Raw genomic sequence first — 21,839 nt, 5'->3', positions numbered from 1 at the left:
GCCGAGGAGTACGCCGTGCTCGACCGGGTCGGTCGCCTCCAGCTCCCGCCGGAGTATCTGACCACCCTCGGGATGCGCGAGCGCGTGCGGCTGGCCCTGGAGGCCGACCACGTCGGGGTCTGGCCGCACGTCCAGCCTGACGCGAACCCGGCTCCGAACCTGCAGGAGGCCGCCGATGACGAGCGTTGAGACCGTGGTCGAGCAGTCCCAGCCGTCGCCCGACGGGCCGCTGCTGGCCGCCGCCGGCGTCAGCCGCGTTTTCGAGACCGCGGCCGGACCGGTCGTCGCGCTCGCCGAGGCGACGCTCGACGTCCACCGCGGCGAGCTGGTGGTGATCAAGGGCCGCTCAGGGTCCGGCAAGACGACCCTGCTCAACGTGCTGAGCGGGCTCGACCGGCCGTCCTCCGGCCGGGTCGTGGTCGACGGCGTGGAGGTCGCGACGGCCGACGAGGCCGCGCTGGTCGCTCTGCGTCAGCGCAGCGTGGGCTTCGTCTTCCAGTCGTTCGGTCTCATCCCGGTGCTGTCGGCGGCCGAGAACGTGGAGGTGCCCCTGCGGCTCCTGGGCACTCCGCCTGCCGAGCGCGACGCCCGCGTCGCCGAACTGCTCGACCGGGTGGGCTTGGCGGCGCACGCGCGGCAGCGGCCGACCGAGCTCTCCGGTGGCCAGCAGCAGCGCGTCGGGATCGCCCGCGCCCTCGCCGCCGACCCTCCGCTCCTCTTTGCCGATGAGCCGACCGGGCAGCTGGACAGCGTGACCGGCCGGCAGATCATGGATCTCCTGGTGGAGCTCGTGCACGGCAGCGGCGTGGCCGCGGTGGTGACGACGCACGACCCACTGCTGATGGCGCGCGCCGACCGTGTGCTCGAGCTCCACGACGGCCGGCTCGGCGCGGGTGCTCCGCGGCGCGGCCGTCACGCGGCGGAGGCCTGAGAGGTCGTCCTCGCGACGCGCGCGGCGGTGCGTCGCCGCTGCCGCCGAGTGAGGGCGACGAAGGCGAAGTAGATCCCCAGGAACGCCTCCCACACGATCTCCGGCAGCGTCGCGATCGCGGAGACCGTCGAGCCCTGGGTCCAGAACCCGAACAGCACGCCGACACCGGAGAGCGCCACCAGCGAGCCGCCCACCATCCCGACGATCGCCATCGGGCGCGGCACCAGCCCGGAGCGCAGCAGCAGCCAGCCCAGCAGCACGCCGTTGCCGAGACCCGCGACGAAGCCGGGGCCGAGCAAAAAGGTCCAGTTGCGGAGGGCGACGAGCGTATCGGCCGACACGCTCACGGCCTCCTGGTCGCCGAGGGAGGCCGCGTGCAGCCGCAGGGTCACGACCGTCAGCACGCACAGCATCCCCACCGCGATGAAGACGCACTCCATGATGCGGGCGACCACATAGCCGAGCGCGAGTCCCTCGGCCCGGCGGCGGAGGATCGGGTAGAGGGCGAGCGCCGTGCCCAGGTTGGCGGCGATCAGCACGACCTCGCAGAGGATGCCGAGCACCACGCGGGTGTCCGCGCCGGCGCCGAGCACATAGCCCGGGTCGTCGAGCACCGGCGCGTAGAGCTGAACGCCGGCGATGGCGGAGACGAACGTGACGAGGAAGAGCACTCCGGCCGTCAGTACGCGACGGCGGTCGGTGGATGACCGGTTCGGGGATGAGGGTTCGGTGGACATGAGGGCCTCGGTTCGGGTGAAGACGGCTGGTATGGTGTACGGCGTACACCCGTACGATAGGTGTACACCGTACACCTTGTCAAGATCCTCGTCCGGTCGCCTCCACACCGAAGGGAACCGCCATGCCGGAGCCGGCCCGCACGCGCCTGACGCGCGACACGGTCCTGCACCGCGCTCTCGAGCGCGCCGATGCCGCCGGCCTCGACGCGCTCTCGATGCGGGCTCTCGCATCAGAACTCGGCGTGGTGCCGATGGCGTTGTACAAGCACGTCGCCAACAGGGACGAGCTCGTCGACGGGATGGTCGACCTGGTCTGGGCGGAGGTCGAACCGCCGGCCGGCGCCACCTGGCGCGAGGCGATGCGCGCCCGAGCCGTGTCTCTGCGCGAGGCGCTGCGGCGCCACCCGTGGGCCGTCGGCCTGATGGAGTCCCGGATGCGCCCGGGGCCGGCGAACCTCTCCGCGCACAACGCGATGATGGGCTGTCTACGCGAGGCCGGTTTCCCCTTCCGCACCACCGTGCATGTCACCTCCGTGCTCGACGCGTACGTGTACGGGTTCGCGCTGCAGGAGAAGACCCTCCCGTTCGACACCGCCGAGGAGTCGGGGGTGGTGGCCGCCGAGAAGGAGCAGTCCGTGCCTCCCGAGCTGGCGCAGCAGTTCCCGTACCTCCTGGAGGTCGTCGCACAGCTCGCCCAGGCCGGCTATGACTACGACGAGGAGTTCGCCACCGGCCTCGACCTCATCCTCGACGGAGTCGAGCGCCGCTGGCCGTAGCCGTCATCTCGTCCCGCCTCAGTCGAGGTGGTCGAGATAGCGGAGGATGATGCCCTCGCGCAGCGCCCACGGGCAGACCTCGAGCTCGGCGACGTCGAGGGCGCGCATGGCCTCCCGCAGCACCACGCCGCCCGCGACGATCTGGAACGTGCGGTCGGCCGTGATGCCGGGCAGCGCCGTGCGCGCGTCGGCCGGCAGTTGCGCCAGTCGCGGCACCCAATCCGCCAGCTCGGAGCGTTTCAGGAGGCTGCGTTCCGTGCCGCCCGGGCCGCGCGCCGTCGAGCCGGCCAGCCGGGCGAGCGAGCGGATGGTCTTGGACGTACCGATCACGTGCTCGGGCCCGCGGCCGGCGAACCGCCCGACTGCGTCGGCGAGGGTGGCCCTGGCGTGATCGCGCAGGGCGGTGAGCTGTCTGTCCGTCGGCGGGTCGTCGTGCAGGAACCCGATCGTGCTGCGTCCGGCCCCGAGCGGGAGGGACACCGCCGTGTCCGGGTACTCGTCCGCGCCCGCCGCGATCTCGAGCGAGCCGCCGCCGATGTCGAGCAGGAGCAGCGATCCGGACGACCACCCCGACCAGCGGCGGACGGCGAGGAACGTCAGGCGCGCCTCGTCCTCGCCCGAGAGCACCTGCAGCTCGACGCCGGTCTCCTCGCGGATCCGATCGAGGATCACCGGGCCATTGGCGGCCTCCCGGATGGCGGACGTGGCGAACGGCAGCAGCGCCTCGATGCCTTCGGCCCGGCCGACGTCGACCGCCGCGCGGATCGCTTCCACGATGGCCGACTCGCCGTCGGCGCTGATCGACCCGTCGGCGGTGATGTAGCGCATGAGACGCAGCACCGACTTGTGCGTCGCCGCCGGAAGCGGCCGGGCGCCCGGGTGGGCGTCGACGACGAGAAGGTGGATGGTGTTCGATCCCACATCGAGGACTCCGAGTCGCATAGAGAAGAGAGTAACGGTCGCGCGAATCCCGCCGACACGCCGCGGAACACCGGTCGATCTCCTCGACACGCCGTGCTCGTCACCCCACTTCGGAGGGGTCGATGTCGGTGGTTCGGCGTAATCTCGCGGGTGAGGGCAGGGGGCCGAGAAAAACCCGAAAACACTACATGTAGTGGAATGACAATCGTGTCATTCGGGTTATATAGTGGGTAAACACCGCGAGACACACGGTGAAACAGACTTCTAGGGGAGGCCATCATGGACTACGAAAACGACACCGTCGGCGGCTACGCAGTTCCCGTCGACCCCATGGACCTGCTGCAGTGCGACAGCTGCCAGTAATCCACTGATACTGCCTCGAGAGCCCCGGCGCGTCTGCGCCGGGGCTCTCGTGTTTCGTAGAATCGTCGGGTGCCAGTGAATCCAGAGCTCGTGGGGCGCAGCTTCCCGCCGACCCCTCCCTACCTCGTCGGGCGAGAGAAGGTGCGCGAATTCGCCGCAGCCGTGCTCGCCACCGACCCGATCAGCTTCGACGTCGATGCCGCGCACGCGGCAGGCCACGCCGACCTCGTCGCGCCGCCGACGTTCGCGGTCGTCGTCCAGCAGCTCACCCTCGACCAGTTGCTCGCCGACCCGGAGGCCGGGATCGACTTCAGCCGGGTCGTCCACGGCGACCAGCGGTTCACGTTCTCGCGTCCGGTCGTGGCCGGCGACGAGCTCACCGCGACGCTCACGGTGACCTCCGTCAAGTCGCTCGGCGCGCACTCGATGGTCACCGCCGAGATCGTCATCGTCGACGACGGCGGCCAGCACGTCGTCACCACCGTGTCCACTCTGGTCGTTCGAGGAGACGAGTGATGTCCGCACCCGAGTTCGAGTCCCTCACCGTCGGCGACGTGGTCGCCGAGCGCACCTTCGACCTCAGCAGAGACGCGCTCGTGCGTTACGCGGGCGCTTCCGGCGACTTCAACCCGATCCACTACCGCGACGACGTCGCGACTTCGGTCGGCCTCCCCGGCGTGATCGCTCACGGCATGCTCACGATGGGCCTCTCGGTGCAGCCGGTCGTCGACTGGGCGGGCGACCCCGCGCGCGTCGTCGACTATCAGGTGCGGTTCACGCGTCCGGTGGTCGTCGACCCGCAGAGCGGGGCGAGCGTGCAGGTCACGGCCAAGGTCGGGCAGCTGGACGCGGAGGCGCGGGTGGCGCGCATCGACCTCACGACCACGTTCAACGCCGAGACCGTGCTGGGCAAGGCGCAGGTCCGCGTCTCGCTCGCGTGAACGACGCGATGACCCAGGCCCCGGCCCTCGCCGAGCTCACGACCATGCGGGTCGGGGGTGTTCCGGAGGCCCTGATCGCGCCGTCGGACACCGACGCGCTCGTCGCTGCGGCGCGTGACGTGTGGGCGTCGGGGGAGGAGTGGCTCCTCCTCGGCGGCGGCTCCAACACCGTCGCCGGCGACGACGGCTTCGCGGGCACCGTCATCCACGTGGTGACACGAGGCATCGACCGGATCGACGCTCCGAGCGGTCGGGTGCGCTTGCGGGTGCAGGCTGGCGAGCCGTGGGACGAGGTCGTCGCCCTGACCGTGCGGAACGGCTGGTCGGGTGTCGAGGCGCTCTCGGGCATCCCCGGATCCACCGGTGCCGCACCGGTGCAGAACATCGGCGCCTACGGGCAAGAGCTGGAGTCGGCGCTCGTCGGCGTCGACTTCCTCGACGCGTCCAGCGGCCAGGTGGTTCGGCTTTCGCGTTCAGAGCTGGAGCTCGGCTACCGCACGTCTGCGCTCAAGCGCGGGAGGCTCGGCGTGGTGCTCGCGGTGGAGCTCGAGCTGTCCGACAACACGGTGCCCGGCGGTGTCGGAGCGCCCCTCAGCGCCCCGATCGCTTACGCGCAGCTCGCGGATTCGCTCGGTGTGCCCCTCGGCAGCCGGGTGCCGGTCGCCGAGCTGCGCCGCGCAGTGCTCGCATTGCGGGCCTCCAAGGGCATGGTGCTCGATCCGGACGACCCGGACTCTGTCAGCTCCGGCAGCTTCTTCACGAACCCGATCGTCTCGGAGTCGTTCGCGCGCAGCCTCCCTGCGAACGCGCCGCGCTGGCCGGTGACTCCGCCCGAGCCGGATGTGGTGATCGGCCTTCCCGCCGGCGGCGTGCACCCGCTCGACATCCCGCCGCTGGCGGACGGCCCGTATGACGTCAAGCTCTCAGCGGCGTGGCTGATCGAGAATGCGGGCATCCGCCGCGGCTTCGCGCTGCCGGGCTCGGGTGCGGCGATCTCGTCGAAGCACACCCTCGCGATCGTCAACCGCGGCCACGCGAGCGCGTCGGACGTCGCCCAGCTGGCGTCGTTCATCCAGTCGCGCGTTCAGGCGGAGTTCGGCGTGCTGCTGCGCCCGGAGCCAGTGCTGGTGGGGTTGCCGCTGTAGGGGTTACCGCGTAGGGGTTCTCGCGGCGCGGCGCGGCGCCGAGGCGACCCGACCTGGGCGCTCTGTCGGTCATCTCTGAGAGGACTCTCACCCTTCGTTCGTAGGCTGTGGCGCATGGGATTCCTCGATCGTCTCCTGGGCCGCGAAGAGCCGCAGGCAGAACGCACTCAGCAGTACCCGCCCGCGCAGCAGCACCCGGCTGCGTCCACTTCTGGTGCCGCGCCGTCCGCACAGCGCAGCGACGACGAGATCGCCGTCGAGCGTTACCGTTACCTTCTGCGCACCGCACCGCCCGAGACCATCGAGCAGGTGCACGAGGAGGCCTTCGCCAAGCTGACTCCGGAGCAGCGGCGCCTCGTTTTCCAGGAGCTCTCCGCCAACGCACCGTCGGGCGAGCAGCCACGGGGAGACGACGCTCGATCACTCGCCCAGGCCGCGACGCGCTCCGAACTGCGCCAGCCCGGAACCCTGGAACGCTCGCTCGGCGCCCGCCCTGCCGGCGGCATGGGCTTCGGCGGCATGTTCGCGAGCTCACTGCTCGGTAGTGTCGCCGGTTACGTCATCGCCTCGACCCTCGTCAGTGCGTTCCTTCCTGCGCCCGGTCTCGACCAAGCCGCCGGAGACGGAGGTTCGCCGGATGGTTCGTCGGGTGACGGAAGCACCGGCGACACCGGCTCCGGCGACACCGGCTCCGGCGACGCCACCGATGCCCAGGCCGCCTCCGCCGATGCGTCCGGCGCAGACGCGGCGACCGGTCCCGACTCGGCCTCCGGCTGGGACGCGGGCTCCGGTGACAGCGCCTCCGGCTGGGATGGCGGTTCGGGCTCTGACGCCGACTCTGGCGGATTCGGCGATTTCGGCGGTGGCGATTTCGGCGGTGGCGATTTCGGCGGTGGCGATTTCGGCGGCTTCATCTGAGCTTCCCGGCTGTCACGCCCGCATAGCGGCGGCGAACGGCAGCACGGCTTCGGCCCCAGCCCGTCTCAACTCGCGGCCCGCGACCGTTACCGTCCAGCGGCTGTCGATGATGTCGTCCACGAGCAGAACAGGCACACCCGACGGGACGTCGAGCGCGCCCGCATCGAACCGATCCCAAACGCCGGCAAGGCGATACGTGCTGTTGCCTCCTGCGCTCCCCGACGGCCCGCCGTGCCGGAGAGCGAGAGCTCCGAGATAGGGAAGGCGCCCGATCTCCGCCAGCCCGCGGGCGAGGCTCTCGGTGAACAACGGTCGCGAACGGGACGGCACCGCGACCACCGCCCCCGGCCGCTTCGCCCAGTCCCACTGGGCGAGCACCTGCACGCACGCCCGCAGGATCTCCGGCGGGCATACGGCGTCCGGCGACTCGGGCGCCAGAAGGGAGCGGAGCCGGCCACCCCAGCCCAGATCCGTCATGCGCGCTAGCACCCTTCCTGTCTCGAGCTGCTCGTCCGCGGGAATCTTGCCGCGAACGGGCACTCCCACTGCATCGGCGCCGGTCGGCCACAGTTTCCGTGGTTCGACCGGGACGCCGGCGCGATCGAGCTCCGAGGCGATCGCGTGCGCCGCATCGGCCGCGACCTCACTCGGGTACCACGCTCCGGCGCAGCGGTCGCATCGTCCGCACGGTCCGGCGTCGGGGTCGTCGAGCTGGCGTTGCAGGAATTCCATCCGGCAGCCCGACGTGCGTTCGTAGTCGATCATGGCCCGCTGCTCGGCGTCCCTGGCCGCCGCGATTCGTTCGTAGCGTTCGCGATCGTAGGACCACGGAAGGCCCGTCGAGATCCACCCGCCAGGGACGCGTCGCACGGCGCCGTCGACGTCGAGCACCTTGAGCAGAAGCTCGAGCGTGGACGATCGAAGGTCGACGCGGCTCTCGAGCACCCGCGTTGACTGCGCCTGATCGCCCAGGGCGGCGAGCAACGCGGACGCCTTCTCCTCCGTCGGCATCGCCGCGGTGGCGAAGTACTGCCAGATCGCGCGGTCCTCTGCGCCGGGCAGCAGGAGCACATCGGCCGTTTCGGTGGCGCGTCCCGCGCGCCCGACCTGCTGGTAGTAGGCGACCGGCGAGGAGGGCGCTCCCAGGTGCACGACGAATCCGAGGTCGGGTTTGTCGAAACCCATGCCCAAGGCGCTGGTGGCCACGAGCGCTTTGACCTCGTTGCGCTTGAGTCTCCCCTCGAGCTCCTCCCGTTCCGCCGGATCCGTCTGGCCCGTGTACGCGGCGACATCGTGCCCGGCTTGCCGGAGGACGCGGGCGGTGTCGTCGGCGGCCGACACCGTCAGCGTGTAGATGATTCCGCTGCCCTGCAGATCGGCGAGGTGCCCGGCGAGCCACGCGAGGCGCGCGGTGGCGTCGTCGAGCGTCAGGACGCCGAGTCGCAGCGATCGGCGGGCCAACGGCCCACGTATGGTTCGCACAGAACCCGCGCCCGACGTGCCGCCCAGCTGTTCCTCGACGTCGGCGACCACGCGCTGGTTGGCTGTGGCCGTCGTCGCGAGCACGGGCACACCGTCGGGGAGCGCTCGCACGAGCTCGCGCAACCGGCGGTAGTCGGGCCGGAAGTCGTGGCCCCAGTCGGAGATGCAGTGAGCTTCGTCGATGACCAGGAGCCCGCATCGTTCTACGAGCGCCGGAAGGTGCTGATCGCGGAAATCGGGATTGTTGAGCCGCTCGGGCGAGACCAGCAACACATCGACGGTGTCGTCTCGCAGCCGCGCAACCACCTCATCCCACTCGTGGCGATTGGCGGAGTTGATCGACAACGCCCGGACGCCCGCACGAGCGGCGGCCTCCACCTGATCGCGCATCAGCGCCAGGAGCGGGGAGACGAGGATGGTCGGGCCGGCTCCGCGTTCGCGCAGGAGCATCGTCGCGACGAAGTACACGGCGGACTTGCCCCACCCGGTGCGCTGAACCACCAGCGTCTTGCTCCGGTCGTCGACCAAGGCCTCGATCGCCTCGAACTGGCCGTCGTGGAACCGGGCGTCCCGATGGCCGACGAGTGCGCGCAGACGGGAGAGGGCTCGATCGCGGGTGGTCTCTGACGTGGTGTCGGTGGTGCTCATGCAGCCATCGTTCCAGAAGGGACCGACGGAGGACCCGGTCGGCGAGGATCTGTGGACAACTCGCATGCGAGAGCAATGTGAGGGAGAAGCGGCGATGGGTGACGGTCGGGATGAAATGGCCGCAGCGAACCGCCGATTGGCGAGGAACGGCGGAGATCTCGCTGATTCCGGCGCCTACAGTTCCTCCGTGTCCATAACAACCCGCACCCGCACAGAGGCCCCGCTCCGTCCGTTCGAGCTCCGACTGCGTCTCCCGAACGGTACCGCCGCTGTCGTCGTCATGGACGCGCACAACATCGGCGAGGCCCTCGACAAGGCGCGCAACGCGCTCGGCGACGTCCAGGTCATCGAACCGAGCTGATCGGCTCACGTCCGATGACAGACACCATCGGGGGCCCTGGGCTCCGGGTCATGCAGGTTGTCGACCACTTCGGCGACGGCGGTGCCCAACAGGTCGTCGTCGACCTGTCCAACTGGCTGGCGGTCGAACACGGAGTGGACGTCTCTGTCATCGGGGAATCAGGGTCGTCGCAAGGTCGGTTGTCCTCTTCGGTCCAGTTCATCGCTCGGGAAGGTTCCGGATTTCTCGAACAGACGCGAGCACTCCTGCGTGCAGCTCGCGTCGAGCGGCCGGACATCCTCCACGCGCACCAGCGGCGTGAGGCCTTGCAGTCCCTCATCGTCGGGAGCCTCCTCAACATTCCTGTCGTGGAGCACGCGCATACGCGACTTCCGAGCATCAGCCCGCGGATTCTCTCGTTCCGGAGCCGAGCCGTCTTCGCCGTCGGCGAGAAGGTTGCCGAGATGGTGGTCGATGACGCCCGTCGACCGCGTGATCGCGTAGTGGTCGTGGGAAACGTCCCGGCTCAGCGCAAAGGGCCGGCTTCACGAGCTTGGCCCGAGTTCGGCCCGACAGCTCCGCTGAGACTTCTCGCCGTCGGTCGTCTCGTCGACCAGAAAGACCCGCTGCGTTTCGTCCGGGTCGTCGCCCAGTTGGCGCGAACCATGCCGGTCCGGGCGACCTGGGCGGGCGACGGGGAGCTCCGTGCACCTGCACAGAGACTCGCCACCCGATTGAACGCGCCGATCGAATTCGTCGGGCAGGTCGACGACGTGCCCGATCGCCTCGACAACTCCCATCTCCTCGTCATGACGTCGCGGTGGGAGGGCACTCCGCTCGTCGTATTGGAGGCGTTCGAGCGCCGGCGCCCCGTCGTCGCGACTGCGTCCGCGGCGAACGGCCTGCTCGCGTCCGGACGAGGGTTCGAGGTGGACGACGACGCGGACGACGAGGAGTTCGCACGCACGATCGCTCGCATCGTGACAGATGACCAGGATCGTGCCGCCGCAATTGCTGAAGCCAAGAGCTGGGTGGACGCTGAGGCGTCTCCGGAGCGGGTCTTCGGGCCTGTGCTCGAGCGATATCGTTCGCTCGTCGGGAAGCCGGACTCACGATGAATCCGCTCCTCCTGCTGGGGGTAGGCGTCGGAGCGTTGCTCGTTGCCGCGGTGTTCCTCCTCGTCATCCCTGTACGAATCGTTCGCGGCATCGCGATTTCAGTGGCGCTCTTCGTGATGACGTTCGGCGCGAACACCACGGCGCCCGGCCCGGTTTGGCAGGGGTGCATGATCGCCTCGATCGCGTTGCTCGCGCTTGCCCTCTTCCGTACCCGTGCTCCCTTGGCCGGAGGCAGGCGATTCGTCATCGTCGCCGCCTGGTGGGGCTACGTTGGACTCGGCGCGCTCCTCGCCGACAGCTATACCATCGGCACCCTTATCCTGTACGCGGGGCTCGCAGTCCTCGCCGCGTATGTTGTTTCGTCGCTCGACGCGGCCGAACTCCGGATGCTCTACGCCGCGATCATCCTCACTGCGACGTTCCAGGTGGTGATCGGATCGGTGGAGGTCGCCCTGCACGCTGCGCCCGTCTGGGGCTATCGTGGTGGCGCGAGGGAGAACCCTTTCATGGGGGAGTTCGACCGAGCACAGGGCACGATGGGTCACCCGATCCCTTTCTCCGTTCTGCAGGGACTTGCCTTTATCGTCGCGTGGTCGAACCCTGCGCGCTGGAAGCAGATGTGGCGCCTTCTTGCATTGTTGTCTGCGTCTGTTGGGCTGGCCGTCGGAGGAACACGAAGCGTCCTACTCGCGGTAGCGGGAGCCGTGCTCTTCTATCTGGCTTCGAGCCGTACGATCACGTCCTGGCTGCGCGCGCTGTACGTACTCGGCGCTGGTCTCGTGGTGCTCCTCAACGTCGACGTGGGTATCGCACGTGTCGTCGAGGAACTGATCGTCTCCGGTTCATGGACACACCGGCTGGGTGCGTTCGAATCCGTCACCAATCTGCTCGCTCGGCCGCCCCTCGAGGCATGGTTCGGCCACGGATTCGGAAACGAGCTGCTCCTTTACGACAGAGGCTACATGCAGCAGATCTATCTTCGAGTCGTCGATGACATGTTTGTCTACGCGCTCGGAACGATGGGAATCGTCGGAGTGCTCGCGTTGCTCGCTCTGTGCGTGTCGGCATTCGTTCTCGCCGGACGTACGGCACGAGCCCTGCTCGTGATGATGGTCGGGATGTTCTTCTCATTCGACCTGTTCGTGTGGATGTACACCGGAATCGTGTTCAGCATGATCGTGACCCTGCCGAAGTCGGAAGCTCCGATAGCGGGATTGAAAGCACCAGGGACCGCTCTGGCCACACTTCCAGCGTAGGGATCCGGAGGCTCACCAGCCCTCCATGTGCCTGCAACCAGAGCGGGGTGGGTACGACGTACCGTGAGGGATCAGTCCGCGCCGCTTCGCGTGGAGCTCCCTAGCGAGCGCGTCGCCTCGTCGCGATGGCGCGCTCGCTGTCAGCCGCATCGGAAGCTTCGGAGGCACTGCTCGGGGCATCACCCTCGTTCGCCAACGCCTCCGTCGTGTCCTCTTGTCCCCGCTTGTCATCTGCCGAGTCGTAGTAGTTACTGCGGTAATAGCCGTAGTCATACGCATCGATGCCGTTAGACGGAACCTTGTTCAGCACGGCACCGAGCACGCGTCCGTGGACTCGCAGAATCGCTCGAAAGGACTTCTCGAGCTGCTCGGCAGTGATCTGCTTGGCGGCGACGGTGATCACGACACCGTCCGCGATCGTACCGAGGACGGCGGCGTCCGTGACGGACAGAACGGGCGGGGCGTCCAGAATAACGGTGGCCACGTCGGAGAGGGCATCGACGAGCTCCTTCATCGTGCGGGATCCGAGCAGCTCGCTCGGATTGGGCGGGATTCGCCCGGACGCCAGTACGCGCAGGTGAGGATCGTTCGTCGGTGCCTGCATGGCATCGTTGATCGAGATTCGTCCGCTGAGGACATCCGTCAGGCCGGCCCCTCCACGCAGGCCGTAGATCTCCGACTGCGTTGGTCGTCGCAGGTCGCAATCGATGATGACGACGTTCGAGTTGGAGGCAGCGATGGCGTCGGCAAGGTTGGAGGCGAGCGTCGACTTGCCCTCTCCGGGTATGGAGCTCGTGATCACGATGACCCGCGGCGGCTTGTCGACGTCGACATAGCTGAGATTCGTCCTCAACTCGCGGAGCGACTCTGAGATAGCGAAGAGTTGATGCTTATCGGCCTCCGACTGCGTGCTGACTCGCGTGCGGTCCCCGAAAAGGTCGCTGGCGGGGATGGTGCCGATGACCGGGGCGTCGATGAGCGCTTCGATCTGCGAAACGGAGCGGACCCTCCTGTCGAGATGCGAGCGGACGAGCCCGTAGACGAAAGCGAGCGCGAGGCCCGCAAGCACGGCGAGTACGAGGGCGAACTGAAGGTTCGGCGAAGAAGGTAGATACGGTGCACGGGCTGCCGCAAGCGCAACGAATGAGAGTGCCGGGTCTCCGATCCCGTCCGGAGGCGTCTCGATCTCCTTGACTTGGTCCGCCAAGGCCTGCACCCACACATTCGCGAGCTTCGCGGCCCCTTCGGGTGTGTCTGCACTGGCGTTGATCTCGATGACAGCTGTGTCTGCAGGCAGGGTTGCCCGTATGCGACCGAGGAGAGCGCTCATGCTCTCCTTGTTCCCCAGAGCTTCCGCAGCGCGCTTCGCGACAGCATCTGACGTGGCGACGCGCACGTATGTCTCGGCTCGGGACTTCGCCAGGCTGTCGCCGGCGAGCGCCATCGAAAGACTCTCTCCCGAGGCCGCCTGGGCCAGACCCGACGCCGTCGCGCTGTACACCCGAGGTTGAAGCGCAGTGAAGACCGCCACGAGCGCGATGGTGGCGAGGATGATCAGGGTCTCGCCGACCCAGTACCTCCGGAGCATTGAGATGAAGTCGCGGAGATCACGCGACCTCGAACGCCCTTCGGTTGCCTCGACCTGGGTGCTCATATGACATTTCCCTTCTGAGCTGGCTGCGCAATGTGACCGCCGCAATCGGGACGGTCGACATCGTCGGGTTCGCCGCGGCCGGTACCGGGCAGTTGGACGAGCAGTCCGTTGTCTGTCATCGCCTCGATGAAGGAGATGCATTCGCCGTATGCGGTGTCAGGGTGCTCCGGGTAGGAAGCGAGCACCGCCCGCACCACCTCATCGTCAGACGCGAATCCGTCGATGCGGCTCCATATTTCAGCCGACGGTCCTTCGAGTCGGAACTGTCGGAAGTCCGCGATGTCGCTTAAGGCGCACCGCCCGCGCACGGCTTCAACCCAGACAACGTCGGGGTTCTTGGTGTGATGTCGAGGACGACGTGCAGCGGAGGCGTTTTCATCCGCTGGGTCACCTTCACCCCGGGCTGAGGGAAGTTCATGGGAGGTCACGTCAGCCACCGCAGAATCCCCTCAGCGACCAGCACCTCGACGTGTGAAGCGGCGATCTCGTCGTCGCCATCTACGGCCCCGTACTCCGTCCGCGCGGCAGCCACCAGCTCCGCCATTGAACGCGGACCCGCGGCTGCATGCCAAATCGTCCGTGAGACCCCGGCCAGCGCGAGCACCGTGTCATCGGCCGCCACGATCAGCAGGTCCGGAGTCTCGATGGCGTCACGAGGAATACTGCGAATCAGGCTCTGCTCGCGCGGTCCTGCAGCCGACGCCAGCGTTGGCGATCCCGGCGGGGTCGTGAAGAGCAACCTGTCGAGACCGAGTGGTGAGGATGTCGGCGGAGCCAATCGAGGATCGAAGTCGTCGACGGAGCGGTACTGCAGTCGTTCCACGCCCCCGACACGTGCGATCAGTCGAGCGAGCGTGGCGAGAGGCTCGGGCATAGCCGTGAGCGAAGAAAGGTGAGGAACCAGGGCGAAGATGCTCTCCGCCAGGTCGAGACGGCTCGTGACCGCTTCTCCGCCTGTATCGGGGCGTCGATCCAGCACGATGATGCGTTCCACGGTCGGCTCACCGCCGGTCGTCGGCGACAGGTCGAGATCACGTGGCGCGACTTGATCCTTCGTGTGCGTCGACGGATTGGTAATGGATAGCGGCTTCGGGTACGGAAGCACGGATCCGTCTCGTCGCACCAGCGCGATCTCGTCAGTGAGATATCCGTAGTGGCGTCCGAAATGTCGCACGGCGGTCGTCTTGCCCGCGCCTGACGGGCCGACCAATAGAGTCGCGGCCCCCGGCTTGTCCATCGTGGCGGCAGCGTGAAACAGAAGTCCCTCGCCGATGTTCGCCTCAATCGCTGCGAGCGTTATCCGTGATTCCACTGAGGCCATGTGTTGCGCGACCGTCCGTTCGTCCGAGTCGGCGACGTCGACCGAGATCAAGTGGTGGGGGGCCTCCGTGTCGGTGGCCCAGCGGTCGTAGTCGAGGAGGTCGCCCCACGCGGCCTCGAATCGGGACCGGAACTCCGAAGCGCCAGGCCCTGTCGCAGCGACATGCACGCGTCGGCCGAGCGCGCGCACCACGAGAGTGCGTGGCTCCGCACATTTGGGCCGATCGACAGACATGCAGGTCCCCTCCTAGGACAGTTCAGCTCAGTGTTCACGGGGCGATGGCCCCGGATTGTGTGACCAGGATTCACACGGTTCTGAGGTCGCGGAGTGGATCCCAGGTGACCAAAGGAGCAGCTGTTGATTTTGAGGGTGGATATCGAAGGTGAATCTGTCCGCGCTCGTCCGCACGTGGCGGTGGGGATCCTCCGGCGACAGCGAATTGTCGCGGAAGACTTCAGTCCTCGTTCTCTACCCCGTCCGGAGCCGCGCCCAGCGCGCCACCAGTCGCCAACCCCAAGTTAGGGATCCTGTGTCCACCCACCCATTTACCGTGCTCTTCATCTGCACTGGCAACATCTGCCGGTCTGCAATGGCCGAGCGTGTCCTCATGAGCCGTGTTGCCGCTCCTGGGGGGTGTGTGTCGGTGCGCAGTGCCGGCACCCGTGCTGTCGTGGGGCGGGGGATTTCTTCTCAGACTCGCCCGCTCGTGCGGGCCAACGGCGGCGATGCCGAGGGGTTCGTCGCCAGGCAGCTCGATGAGGGCATGCTCCGCGGTGCCGATCTGATTCTCGGCATGACCGCCGAGCACTGCGAACGCGCCGCGTCCCTCGAACCATCGGCGTTTGCGCGGACCTTCACCATGATGGAGTTCGGACGAGCCGTGGCCGCGACTGCGGAGCGGGGCGCGCCGAGCGACGCAGGTCGCTGGAGGGCACTAGTCGCGTCGGCCGTCGAGCTGCGGCGATCGGGGCGGCTCGGCTCCGACGCCGACGACGATGTCTCCGACCCATACGGCAAGCCGGACGCGGCCTTCAGCGAGATGGCATCGCGCGTTGTTCCCGTGATCGACCTGCTGGCTGGAATCGGAGGGAGCCGGTGAGCGGCCTCGAGGATTTGAATCGCATCTCCGAGTCCGCCCGGGAACGTCGATCTGCGCACAACGATCGCCAGAGGCGCAAGCGTCCTCGACGTCGGGCGCTCTGGATCTGGTTGACGGCGGTGGTCGTGGTCCTGGTACTCCCGGCGGTTCTCATAGGGGGTTACCTGATGTGGGTAGGCGGCACGTTCGACAACGGGGTCACCCGGATCGCGAACCCGTTCCCCGCGGAAGACTCCCGGCCCAAATCGGTCAACGGCGCGACCAACATTCTGCTGATCGGCTCCGACTCTCGGTCGGGACTCAACGACGTCCTGTCCGGCAATACGACGGGTGAACGGTCCGACACGCTCATGCTCGTCAACGTGCCTGAAGACGGGTCCGGTATCACGGTCATGTCGTTGATGCGGGACCTGTGGGTGCCCATTCCCGGTCACGGCACGGCCAAACTGAACGCCGCCTTCAGCTGGGGAGGTGTGCCGCTCACGGTTCAGACGGTCGAAGCACTCCTCGACACGCGCGTCGATCACGTGATGGTGGTCGACTTCGGAGGATTCGGCTCGATCGCGTCCGCGCTGGGCGGAGTCAACGTCTGGTCAGACACGGCTTTTCAGTCCAAGAACATGGCCGGCCACAGCTTCCGCAAGGGATACAACCTCGTGCAGGGTTCGGCGGCACTCGCGTTCGTCCGGGAGCGCTATTCCTTCGCAGACGCGGACTACCAACGTGTCCGCAACCAGCAGGCATTCATACGCGCGCTCGTCCTCGGTTTCGTCAACGCGGGAACACTCACGAATCCGATGAAGCTGCAGTCTGCCGTCGAAGAGCTCGCTCGCTACGTGGCAACGGATGACGGGCTCACCTCAGCGGAAGTCACCGGCCTCGCGTTCAGGTCCCGCGGCCTGGACAACGACGCCATCCACACGTTGACGCTTCCGACTGCCGGCACGGGCACCTCGCCCGATGGTCAATCGATCGTCAAGGTCGACGACTCGCGGCTGGAGATCGTCCGAAGAGCACTCTCCGCGGACGATCTCATCGCTCGATTCAGCGCCGGCGACCTCGGAACGGGTGCACGGTGATGGCCACTTCGCTGGAGGTGACCGCGCGGGATAGTTCGCTGACCAAGCATGAGCGGTCGGCGATCCTCCTCGCCGTGGCCGACGCCGTGGTGATCACACTGGCTGTCACCACCGCACACGTCCTTCGCTTCGGCAACTGGGAGGGGCGCGTCAGCTTTGTCGGGGTTCAGACGACCTACTGGGTCGTGTCGACGGTGCTTGCCGCGACGTGGCTCGTGGCCGTCGCGGGCTTCGGAGGATGGGTGACGTGGCCGAAACGACTCAACGGCCCGACCTTGCTTCCGCCTGTCAAAGCCACGGTCCTGGTCATTGCACTTCTTGCAGTCACGGCGCTCCTCTTCGAGGTCGATCTTTCGCGCGCGTACCTGGCCGGTGCCCTCCCGATCGGACTCACGAGCCTGCTCATCGTGCGGGTCGTCTGCCGTATCTGGATCCGGGCCCATCGAACGCGCGGCAGGTACATGCGTCGTGCGCTCGTGATCGGTACACCGAAGCGAGCGAGTGATCTGACCAGGGTCTTCAGCGAGTCGGTCTCGCCCGTCGGCGTGAGCGTCGTTGCTACGGCTCCCGTCGAACTGGTGGGACGCCCAGAGCGCCTCCTCGAGGTCATCGCCCGGGACGACGTGGATGTGATCGTCCTGACAGACGAGCGGGCGCAGACGAACGTCCGGCAGTTGATCTGGGACGTCGAGGGATCAGGTGCGGTGGTGTGGCTCTCTGTCGACGTGCCGGAGCTCGCCGCTCCGCGAGCAGAGTTCTATCCGATCGATCGATTGCCGGTCATCGAGATCGAGCCGGCGGATCGCTCGATCAGCCGGCGGCGCGGAAAGCGGGCCTTCGACCTCGTGCTCAGCGCCGTCGGGCTCGTTTTCACGCTTCCGCTGATGGCCGTCTGCACGGTTCTCATCAAGCTCGACAGTCACGGGCCGGTGTTCTTCCATCAGACGCGCATCGGCCGCGACGGCAAGGAGTTCGCGATCCACAAGCTGCGCACGATGAGAATCGGGGCCGAGGAGGAGGTCGCCGGCCTCCAGGATCAGAACGAAGGGTCCGGACCGCTGTTCAAGATCAAGGACGATCCCAGAGTCACACGGATCGGACGATTCCTTCGCAAGACGTCTATCGACGAGTTCCCGCAGCTGTGGAATGTACTCCGTGGCGAGATGAGCCTTGTGGGCCCCAGGCCGCCGTTGCCTCTGGAGGTCGCCGAATACGACCGCGCGAGCCTTCGGAGACTCATCGTGAAGCCGGGGATGACCGGCCTCTGGCAGGTCAACGGCAGATCCGACCTCACGTGGGAGCAGGGCGTACGACTCGATCTCTTCTATGTCGAGAATTGGTCGGTGGGCGGCGACCTCCACATCATGTTCCAGACCGTCGCAGTGATGCTCCGTCCGAACGGCGCCTATTGATGCGAGCGAAATCCGGTGCGACTCGATGACCGCGACGGTGAGCGTCAGTACCCCGACTACGACCAGAGGGCATTTTCGAGCGGACATCGAGGGGCTTCGCAGTGTGGCTGTGCTCCTGGTGGTCGGCAGTCACTTGATCGCCTGGCCCGAGGGCGGGTTCGTCGGCGTCGACGTCTTCTTCGTGATCTCCGGCTACCTCATCACCGGGATTCTGATCCGTCAGCTCGAGGTCAAGGGAACGATCTCGTTCGTGGACTTCTATCGCAGGCGTTTTCTGCGGATCGTCCCCGCGGCAGTGGTGGTCCTGAGCCTGACCACCGCGGTCACCTGGCTCGTGTTCTTCCCTGTGCGTGCCCTGGCGACCACTTGGGACGCGCTGTTCTCGGCCGTGTTCGTCGAGAACTGGAACCTGATCAGCCGCGGGACCCAGTACTTCGCATCGACGTCGGTCCCATCGCCGTTCCAGCACTATTGGTCGCTCTCCGTCGAGGAGCAGTTCTACCTGCTGTGGCCGTGGCTCCTGATTCTCGGTGCCGCACTGTTTCGAACCCCGAGCGCGCGGCGGCGAGCACTGGTCGTCGGCCTTTTGGTCGGTGTCCTGGTGTCATTCGCGCTCGCCTGCGTCGAGTCGGAGCTCCGTCCCTCCGTCGCGTACTTCTCGACCGCGACCCGAGCATGGGAATTGGGGAGTGGGGCACTCGTGGCGCTGTTGCCGAAGACACTCTCCGCAGCGCTCGGCGACGGTGTGCACGCGATGGTGTGGCTCACCGGACTCTGTCTGATCGTGGTTTCTGCGTTCGTCATCACCGACTCGACGACGTTTCCGGGGCCGTGGGCCGCCATCCCCGTGCTCGGCACGGCCGCGATCCTGTTCTCCGATCGCCTCGGTCGTTGGCAGATCGGCCTATCCAACCCGGTAGCGCGATATCTCGGCAAGATCTCGTACTCGCTGTATCTCTGGCATTGGCCGGTCGTCGTCTTCCTCGTCGTTCTCGTCCCCCGCCCGACGGGCTGGCAACTCGGGCTCGCGTTCGGTCTGATGCTGGTCCTGTCCGCGCTTTCGTACCACTTTGTCGAGACGCCTTTTCGGAATTGGCGACTGGGGTCTGACTCAGCCGGCCGCGTCTTCGCATCGGCCAACGAGCCGAAGCAGTCGAGGCGTCCGCTCCGATGGGATCGCGCGCTCGGAGGGAGCCTGGCGCTTGTGCTCGTCGTGGCATGCGTACTTCCCTGGGCGCCCCGACCGAGCATCGCATCGCCGCCGTCCGACCCGGCTTCGGCCGCGCCACCTTTTCGCAGCGCCGAGCAGCTCGCCTCAGCCCTCACCACGGCAACCGAGAGCACGAACTGGCCGGATCTCTCTCCCCCTATCGGCATGCTGACCCGTGCCGATAGCGCGCTCGACATCGCTTCGACGCGCGGTTGCATCTCAGACACCAGCGGAGATGTCGTCGCGACGGTTCAACAGATGTCGGAGCACTGCGTGTTGGGGGATCCGACGAGTGGCCGAACTGCGGTCGTCCTCGGCGACTCGATCGCGGCCAGCTGGCTTCCCGCTCTCGAGTCGGCGCTCGCGGGGTGGCGGATCGTCGCAATGACGTTCCAAAGTTGTCCCGCGGTAGAGGTCACCGTCGATGAGGCATCGGGGCGACGAGCCTTCCGAAGCGAATGCGACGAGGCGCGGGCCGCTGCCGTGAGCCGCGCGCTCTCGGCACACCCCGAACTGGTTGTGCTGTCGTCGGCGCTGGGAAGCTTTGAGCGGCTGGTCGGAACCACTGACCCCTCCGACGCGTGGCGAACCGGAACGGCCGATGCGATCCGCGCACTCTCCGAGGTTCCACGGACAGTGATCATCGAGTCTCCGCCCGAGGGTCCTTCGCCGGCCGACTGCGCGCTGCGCGTCCTCTCGCCGGCGAGCTGCGAAATGACGCCTTCGGCAGACTGGGAGGCGAAGTCAGCTGCGGAGGCGGAGGGTGTACGAGTCGTGGCTGCCGAGGTTCCTGGGGCGGAGTTCATTTCGACCCGCGCATGGTTCTGCGCATCGTCGGGAGTCTGCCCTATATTCGCCGCGGGGACCCCGATCCGGGTCGACCGGGGTCACCTCACGGCCGACTACGCCCGGCGTCTCAGCGACGTGCTCGCTGCTGCCGTCCGTCTCTGAGCGGAGCATTCGCCTCCGGGCGCCCGGACGAGCGCCCGAAGAGGATCGGAACGACCTTCGGCAGCGATCCAAGGCCGCGCCGCCACCGACGGAGGTAGGCGCGTGCCGCCGGCAGGGCGGCCAGGCGCGTCTGCGTAGTGTCTTTGATCAGGGTGTCCACGGGAGGGAAAAGCGCAATACGCAACTGAGTCGCGCGCTCACGCCAGCTCGCGTGTCTCCAGTTGAGCGCGCGTCGGTGCATCGGCTCGGAGACACGTGAACGCAACTGCCACTCGGCAGAGGGCTCTCCCCACTCGAAGCCGGGCCGAGCGGGCACCAGTCGCTCGAGAAAAGGCCGATTGGTGGCGAGTGCATTGAGCGCTCTGGCGCGAGCCAGCAATTGCTCGGCGTCTACTGTCCGACTTCGCTCGACGAGAGCTTCGAGTTCCTTCTCGTGTTTGTCTACCCAGAGTCCGCGGAGCGAGTGCAGGGCGGCGATAAGGACGGCGTCGGCGAAGCCGGGTATTTGTACGGGCTGATTGCCACACCAGAGGGTCGTCCGCTGTATCCAGAGTCGCTCGAACGTCTCGACCGGCGTCAGTTCGATGCCCGGATAGCGGAAGTGGACGTCGATGTCCATGCTCCATGCAGGGTGGAACAGACTGACGCTGTGACGAGGGAACGTCCCGGTGTCGGGATCGCTCGGTCGCTGAATCCACCCTCGTTCCTCGAGCGCTTCCAGGAGGTCCTCGTGTCGATCCGGCTCGACGAGTACATCGACGTCTGCGCTGGGACGGGGAGGACGAAGCCCGTACTGGGTCGCGGCGACGCCTTTGAACGCGAGCATTCGGATGCCGCCCCGCCGGGCTACGAGCGCCACGGCCGCGGTCAGCAGGATGCTGGGCTCCAGCGGCCGCGCTTCTCCCGTCGCGACCAACGAGTTCATCATCCGTATCACCTCCGTCCTGCTGGTCCGAGCGACCTTCACCGCCGCAAGGTCGTGAGGAATCCTGCAGCGCGCCGTTCCTGAGGGCTCGCTGTCCGCATCCGTACGGTTGCGGACGACCTCCATCCCACATATTCACATGGGCAAAGGAGACCTCGGGTCAGCGTAAACGTCGAGCGCGAGAGCGCTGAGCTGTGCTGATCGCTGCGACGAGCGCCGAGACCACGATGACGAGTCCGAGCGCGGCGACCCACACCGCGATCGCGGCGCCAGGAGTAAGCGTCGCGATCCATGCGGTCACAGCTGTCAGTCTCGCCGGCGACGAGACGATCGCCAACGTGACGAGGGCGAAGAGGACCAGCAGCGCGCCCCAAATGACCCCGCCCCACCGCACGATCGGGGTGCCGGATGGTCGGAACGTTCGCGCGGTCGTCGCGGTGCTCGGGTTCGCCCACGGGTCGATGGGCTGCACCGGCTGCCCGAGTGTCGGTTCCCCCGTCTCTCCCGTCTTTTCCGACCTCACCGCCGTCTCTTCCGGGGCAGGAGCTGGAAGTCGGGAGGTGGTGTCAGGCTCGTTGGCCTGTGCTTCGTTGTTCGTCGTCATGGCGCTCA

General features: G+C 67.3%; 21 protein-coding genes and 1 pseudogene. 14 read left to right on the top strand and 8 right to left on the bottom strand.

Annotation, left to right across the window (positions count from 1 at the left end):
• Positions 1–189, top strand: a pseudogene (locus AC0HS0_RS10395) (ABC transporter ATP-binding protein); the annotation flags it as partial.
• Positions 176–931 (top strand): ABC transporter ATP-binding protein, encoded by a 756-nt coding sequence (locus AC0HS0_RS10390; protein WP_472963841.1) that lies wholly within the window; start codon positions 176–178, stop codon positions 929–931. The pseudogene AC0HS0_RS10395 and the gene AC0HS0_RS10390, both read left to right, overlap by 14 nt.
• Here AC0HS0_RS10390 and AC0HS0_RS10385 read toward each other — a convergent pair.
• On the bottom strand, positions 913–1,668 hold the full coding sequence (locus AC0HS0_RS10385) for a DUF4386 domain-containing protein (protein ID WP_472963840.1): 756 nt from the start codon (positions 1,666–1,668) through the stop codon (positions 913–915). The genes AC0HS0_RS10390 and AC0HS0_RS10385 overlap by 19 nt on opposite strands.
• A gap of 122 nt (positions 1,669–1,790) precedes the next feature.
• Between AC0HS0_RS10385 and AC0HS0_RS10380 the strand changes: the two genes are divergently transcribed.
• Entirely contained in the window at positions 1,791–2,444 is a 654-nt protein-coding gene (locus AC0HS0_RS10380; protein WP_472963838.1) for a TetR/AcrR family transcriptional regulator, read from the top strand.
• Between the two features lie 18 nt (positions 2,445–2,462).
• Here the strand turns inward: AC0HS0_RS10380 and AC0HS0_RS10375 are convergent, their stop codons facing one another.
• Complete coding sequence (locus AC0HS0_RS10375) at positions 2,463–3,386, bottom strand: Ppx/GppA family phosphatase (protein ID WP_472963836.1); 924 nt, start codon at positions 3,384–3,386, stop codon at positions 2,463–2,465.
• Positions 3,387–3,797: 411 nt separating this feature from the next.
• Here AC0HS0_RS10375 and AC0HS0_RS10370 point away from each other — a divergent pair, with 411 nt between their 5' ends.
• From AC0HS0_RS10370 to AC0HS0_RS10355, 4 genes are all read left to right on the top strand, one after another.
• Positions 3,798–4,244, top strand: coding sequence for an FAS1-like dehydratase domain-containing protein (locus AC0HS0_RS10370; protein WP_472963834.1), 447 nt, complete (start codon positions 3,798–3,800; stop codon positions 4,242–4,244).
• A complete protein-coding gene (locus AC0HS0_RS10365; protein WP_472963832.1) occupies positions 4,244–4,669 on the top strand; it encodes a MaoC family dehydratase in 426 nt (141 codons plus the stop codon). The genes AC0HS0_RS10370 and AC0HS0_RS10365 overlap by 1 nt, the downstream gene beginning before the upstream one ends.
• An 8-nt stretch (positions 4,670–4,677) precedes the next feature.
• The gene (locus tag AC0HS0_RS10360; protein WP_472963831.1) at positions 4,678–5,814 is read left to right on the top strand and encodes a UDP-N-acetylmuramate dehydrogenase; all 1,137 of its coding nucleotides are present in this window, start codon (positions 4,678–4,680) and stop codon (positions 5,812–5,814) included.
• Positions 5,815–5,928: 114 nt separating this feature from the next.
• On the top strand, positions 5,929–6,732 hold the full coding sequence (locus tag AC0HS0_RS10355; RefSeq protein ID WP_472963829.1) for a hypothetical protein: 804 nt from the start codon (positions 5,929–5,931) through the stop codon (positions 6,730–6,732).
• 12 nt (positions 6,733–6,744) lie between these two features.
• On the opposite strand, the gene AC0HS0_RS10350 is transcribed toward AC0HS0_RS10355, so the two are convergent.
• Positions 6,745–8,862, bottom strand: coding sequence for a RecQ family ATP-dependent DNA helicase (locus tag AC0HS0_RS10350; RefSeq protein WP_472963828.1), 2,118 nt, complete (start codon positions 8,860–8,862; stop codon positions 6,745–6,747).
• Between the two features lie 187 nt (positions 8,863–9,049).
• On the opposite strand from AC0HS0_RS10350, the gene AC0HS0_RS10345 reads away from it, so the two are divergent.
• Genes AC0HS0_RS10345 through AC0HS0_RS10335 form a run of 3 tightly spaced genes read left to right on the top strand, consistent with a single transcriptional unit; the run spans position 9,050 to position 11,576 of the window.
• The gene (locus tag AC0HS0_RS10345) at positions 9,050–9,223 is read left to right on the top strand and encodes a hypothetical protein (RefSeq protein WP_472963826.1); all 174 of its coding nucleotides are present in this window, start codon (positions 9,050–9,052) and stop codon (positions 9,221–9,223) included.
• Between the two features lie 14 nt (positions 9,224–9,237).
• A complete protein-coding gene (locus AC0HS0_RS10340) occupies positions 9,238–10,320 on the top strand; it encodes a glycosyltransferase (RefSeq protein WP_472963825.1) in 1,083 nt (360 codons plus the stop codon).
• Positions 10,317–11,576 (top strand): O-antigen ligase family protein, encoded by a 1,260-nt coding sequence (locus AC0HS0_RS10335; RefSeq protein WP_472963823.1) that lies wholly within the window; start codon positions 10,317–10,319, stop codon positions 11,574–11,576. The genes AC0HS0_RS10340 and AC0HS0_RS10335 overlap by 4 nt, the downstream gene beginning before the upstream one ends.
• A gap of 100 nt (positions 11,577–11,676) precedes the next feature.
• On the opposite strand, the gene AC0HS0_RS10330 is transcribed toward AC0HS0_RS10335, so the two are convergent.
• Genes AC0HS0_RS10330 through AC0HS0_RS10320 form a run of 3 tightly spaced genes read right to left on the bottom strand, consistent with a single transcriptional unit; the run spans position 11,677 to position 14,785 of the window.
• Positions 11,677–13,230: a tyrosine-protein kinase domain-containing protein gene (locus tag AC0HS0_RS10330; protein ID WP_472963822.1), complete on the bottom strand. Its 1,554-nt coding sequence runs from the start codon at positions 13,228–13,230 to the stop codon at positions 11,677–11,679.
• Positions 13,227–13,667 (bottom strand): PqqD family protein, encoded by a 441-nt coding sequence (locus AC0HS0_RS10325; protein WP_472963820.1) that lies wholly within the window; start codon positions 13,665–13,667, stop codon positions 13,227–13,229. Before AC0HS0_RS10325 ends, AC0HS0_RS10330 begins: the two co-directional genes overlap by 4 nt.
• The gene (locus AC0HS0_RS10320) at positions 13,655–14,785 is read right to left on the bottom strand and encodes a hypothetical protein (protein WP_472963818.1); all 1,131 of its coding nucleotides are present in this window, start codon (positions 14,783–14,785) and stop codon (positions 13,655–13,657) included. The genes AC0HS0_RS10325 and AC0HS0_RS10320 overlap by 13 nt, the downstream gene beginning before the upstream one ends.
• A gap of 148 nt (positions 14,786–14,933) precedes the next feature.
• On the opposite strand from AC0HS0_RS10320, the gene AC0HS0_RS10315 reads away from it, so the two are divergent.
• Genes AC0HS0_RS10315 through AC0HS0_RS10300 form a run of 4 tightly spaced genes read left to right on the top strand, consistent with a single transcriptional unit; the run spans position 14,934 to position 20,302 of the window.
• Positions 14,934–15,650 carry an arsenate reductase/protein-tyrosine-phosphatase family protein gene (locus tag AC0HS0_RS10315; protein ID WP_472963817.1) on the top strand — a complete coding sequence of 239 codons (717 nt, stop codon included), beginning with the start codon at positions 14,934–14,936 and terminating at the stop codon, positions 15,648–15,650.
• Positions 15,647–16,729 carry an LCP family protein gene (locus AC0HS0_RS10310; RefSeq protein ID WP_472963815.1) on the top strand — a complete coding sequence of 361 codons (1,083 nt, stop codon included), beginning with the start codon at positions 15,647–15,649 and terminating at the stop codon, positions 16,727–16,729. Before AC0HS0_RS10315 ends, AC0HS0_RS10310 begins: the two co-directional genes overlap by 4 nt.
• Positions 16,729–18,141 carry a sugar transferase gene (locus tag AC0HS0_RS10305; protein WP_472964179.1) on the top strand — a complete coding sequence of 471 codons (1,413 nt, stop codon included), beginning with the start codon at positions 16,729–16,731 and terminating at the stop codon, positions 18,139–18,141. Before AC0HS0_RS10310 ends, AC0HS0_RS10305 begins: the two co-directional genes overlap by 1 nt.
• A 25-nt stretch (positions 18,142–18,166) precedes the next feature.
• Positions 18,167–20,302 carry an acyltransferase family protein gene (locus AC0HS0_RS10300; protein ID WP_472963814.1) on the top strand — a complete coding sequence of 712 codons (2,136 nt, stop codon included), beginning with the start codon at positions 18,167–18,169 and terminating at the stop codon, positions 20,300–20,302.
• Here AC0HS0_RS10300 and AC0HS0_RS10295 read toward each other — a convergent pair.
• Positions 20,268–21,230 (bottom strand): nucleotidyltransferase family protein, encoded by a 963-nt coding sequence (locus AC0HS0_RS10295; protein ID WP_472963813.1) that lies wholly within the window; start codon positions 21,228–21,230, stop codon positions 20,268–20,270. The two genes, AC0HS0_RS10300 and AC0HS0_RS10295, sit on opposite strands and share 35 nt — an antisense overlap.
• Positions 21,231–21,387: 157 nt before the next feature.
• Positions 21,388–21,831 carry a hypothetical protein gene (locus tag AC0HS0_RS10290; RefSeq protein WP_472963811.1) on the bottom strand — a complete coding sequence of 148 codons (444 nt, stop codon included), beginning with the start codon at positions 21,829–21,831 and terminating at the stop codon, positions 21,388–21,390.
• Positions 21,832–21,839 lie beyond the last annotated feature (8 nt).

Source organism: Leifsonia sp. PARNA 1/14 (genome assembly GCF_055720965.1).
This window is presented reverse-complemented; position numbering and strand designations above follow the sequence as displayed.

Bases quoted from the DNA above. Each gene is read 5' to 3' on its own strand.
- AC0HS0_RS10390 (WP_472963841.1), top strand. From the start codon at position 176: ATGACGAGCGTTGAGACCGTGGTCGAGCAGTCCCAGCCGTCGCCCGAC.
- AC0HS0_RS10385 (WP_472963840.1), bottom strand. From the start codon at position 1,668: ATGTCCACCGAACCCTCATCCCCGAACCGGTCATCCACCGACCGCCGT.
- AC0HS0_RS10380 (WP_472963838.1), top strand. From the start codon at position 1,791: ATGCCGGAGCCGGCCCGCACGCGCCTGACGCGCGACACGGTCCTGCAC.
- AC0HS0_RS10375 (WP_472963836.1), bottom strand. From the start codon at position 3,386: ATGCGACTCGGAGTCCTCGATGTGGGATCGAACACCATCCACCTTCTC.
- AC0HS0_RS10365 (WP_472963832.1), top strand. From the start codon at position 4,244: ATGTCCGCACCCGAGTTCGAGTCCCTCACCGTCGGCGACGTGGTCGCC.
- AC0HS0_RS10360 (WP_472963831.1), top strand. From the start codon at position 4,678: ATGACCCAGGCCCCGGCCCTCGCCGAGCTCACGACCATGCGGGTCGGG.
- AC0HS0_RS10355 (WP_472963829.1), top strand. From the start codon at position 5,929: ATGGGATTCCTCGATCGTCTCCTGGGCCGCGAAGAGCCGCAGGCAGAA.
- AC0HS0_RS10350 (WP_472963828.1), bottom strand. From the start codon at position 8,862: ATGAGCACCACCGACACCACGTCAGAGACCACCCGCGATCGAGCCCTC.
- AC0HS0_RS10340 (WP_472963825.1), top strand. From the start codon at position 9,238: ATGACAGACACCATCGGGGGCCCTGGGCTCCGGGTCATGCAGGTTGTC.
- AC0HS0_RS10335 (WP_472963823.1), top strand. From the start codon at position 10,317: ATGAATCCGCTCCTCCTGCTGGGGGTAGGCGTCGGAGCGTTGCTCGTT.
- AC0HS0_RS10330 (WP_472963822.1), bottom strand. From the start codon at position 13,230: ATGAGCACCCAGGTCGAGGCAACCGAAGGGCGTTCGAGGTCGCGTGAT.
- AC0HS0_RS10320 (WP_472963818.1), bottom strand. From the start codon at position 14,785: ATGTCTGTCGATCGGCCCAAATGTGCGGAGCCACGCACTCTCGTGGTG.
- AC0HS0_RS10305 (WP_472964179.1), top strand. From the start codon at position 16,729: ATGGCCACTTCGCTGGAGGTGACCGCGCGGGATAGTTCGCTGACCAAG.
- AC0HS0_RS10300 (WP_472963814.1), top strand. From the start codon at position 18,167: ATGACCGCGACGGTGAGCGTCAGTACCCCGACTACGACCAGAGGGCAT.
- AC0HS0_RS10295 (WP_472963813.1), bottom strand. From the start codon at position 21,230: ATGATGAACTCGTTGGTCGCGACGGGAGAAGCGCGGCCGCTGGAGCCC.
- AC0HS0_RS10290 (WP_472963811.1), bottom strand. From the start codon at position 21,831: ATGACGACGAACAACGAAGCACAGGCCAACGAGCCTGACACCACCTCC.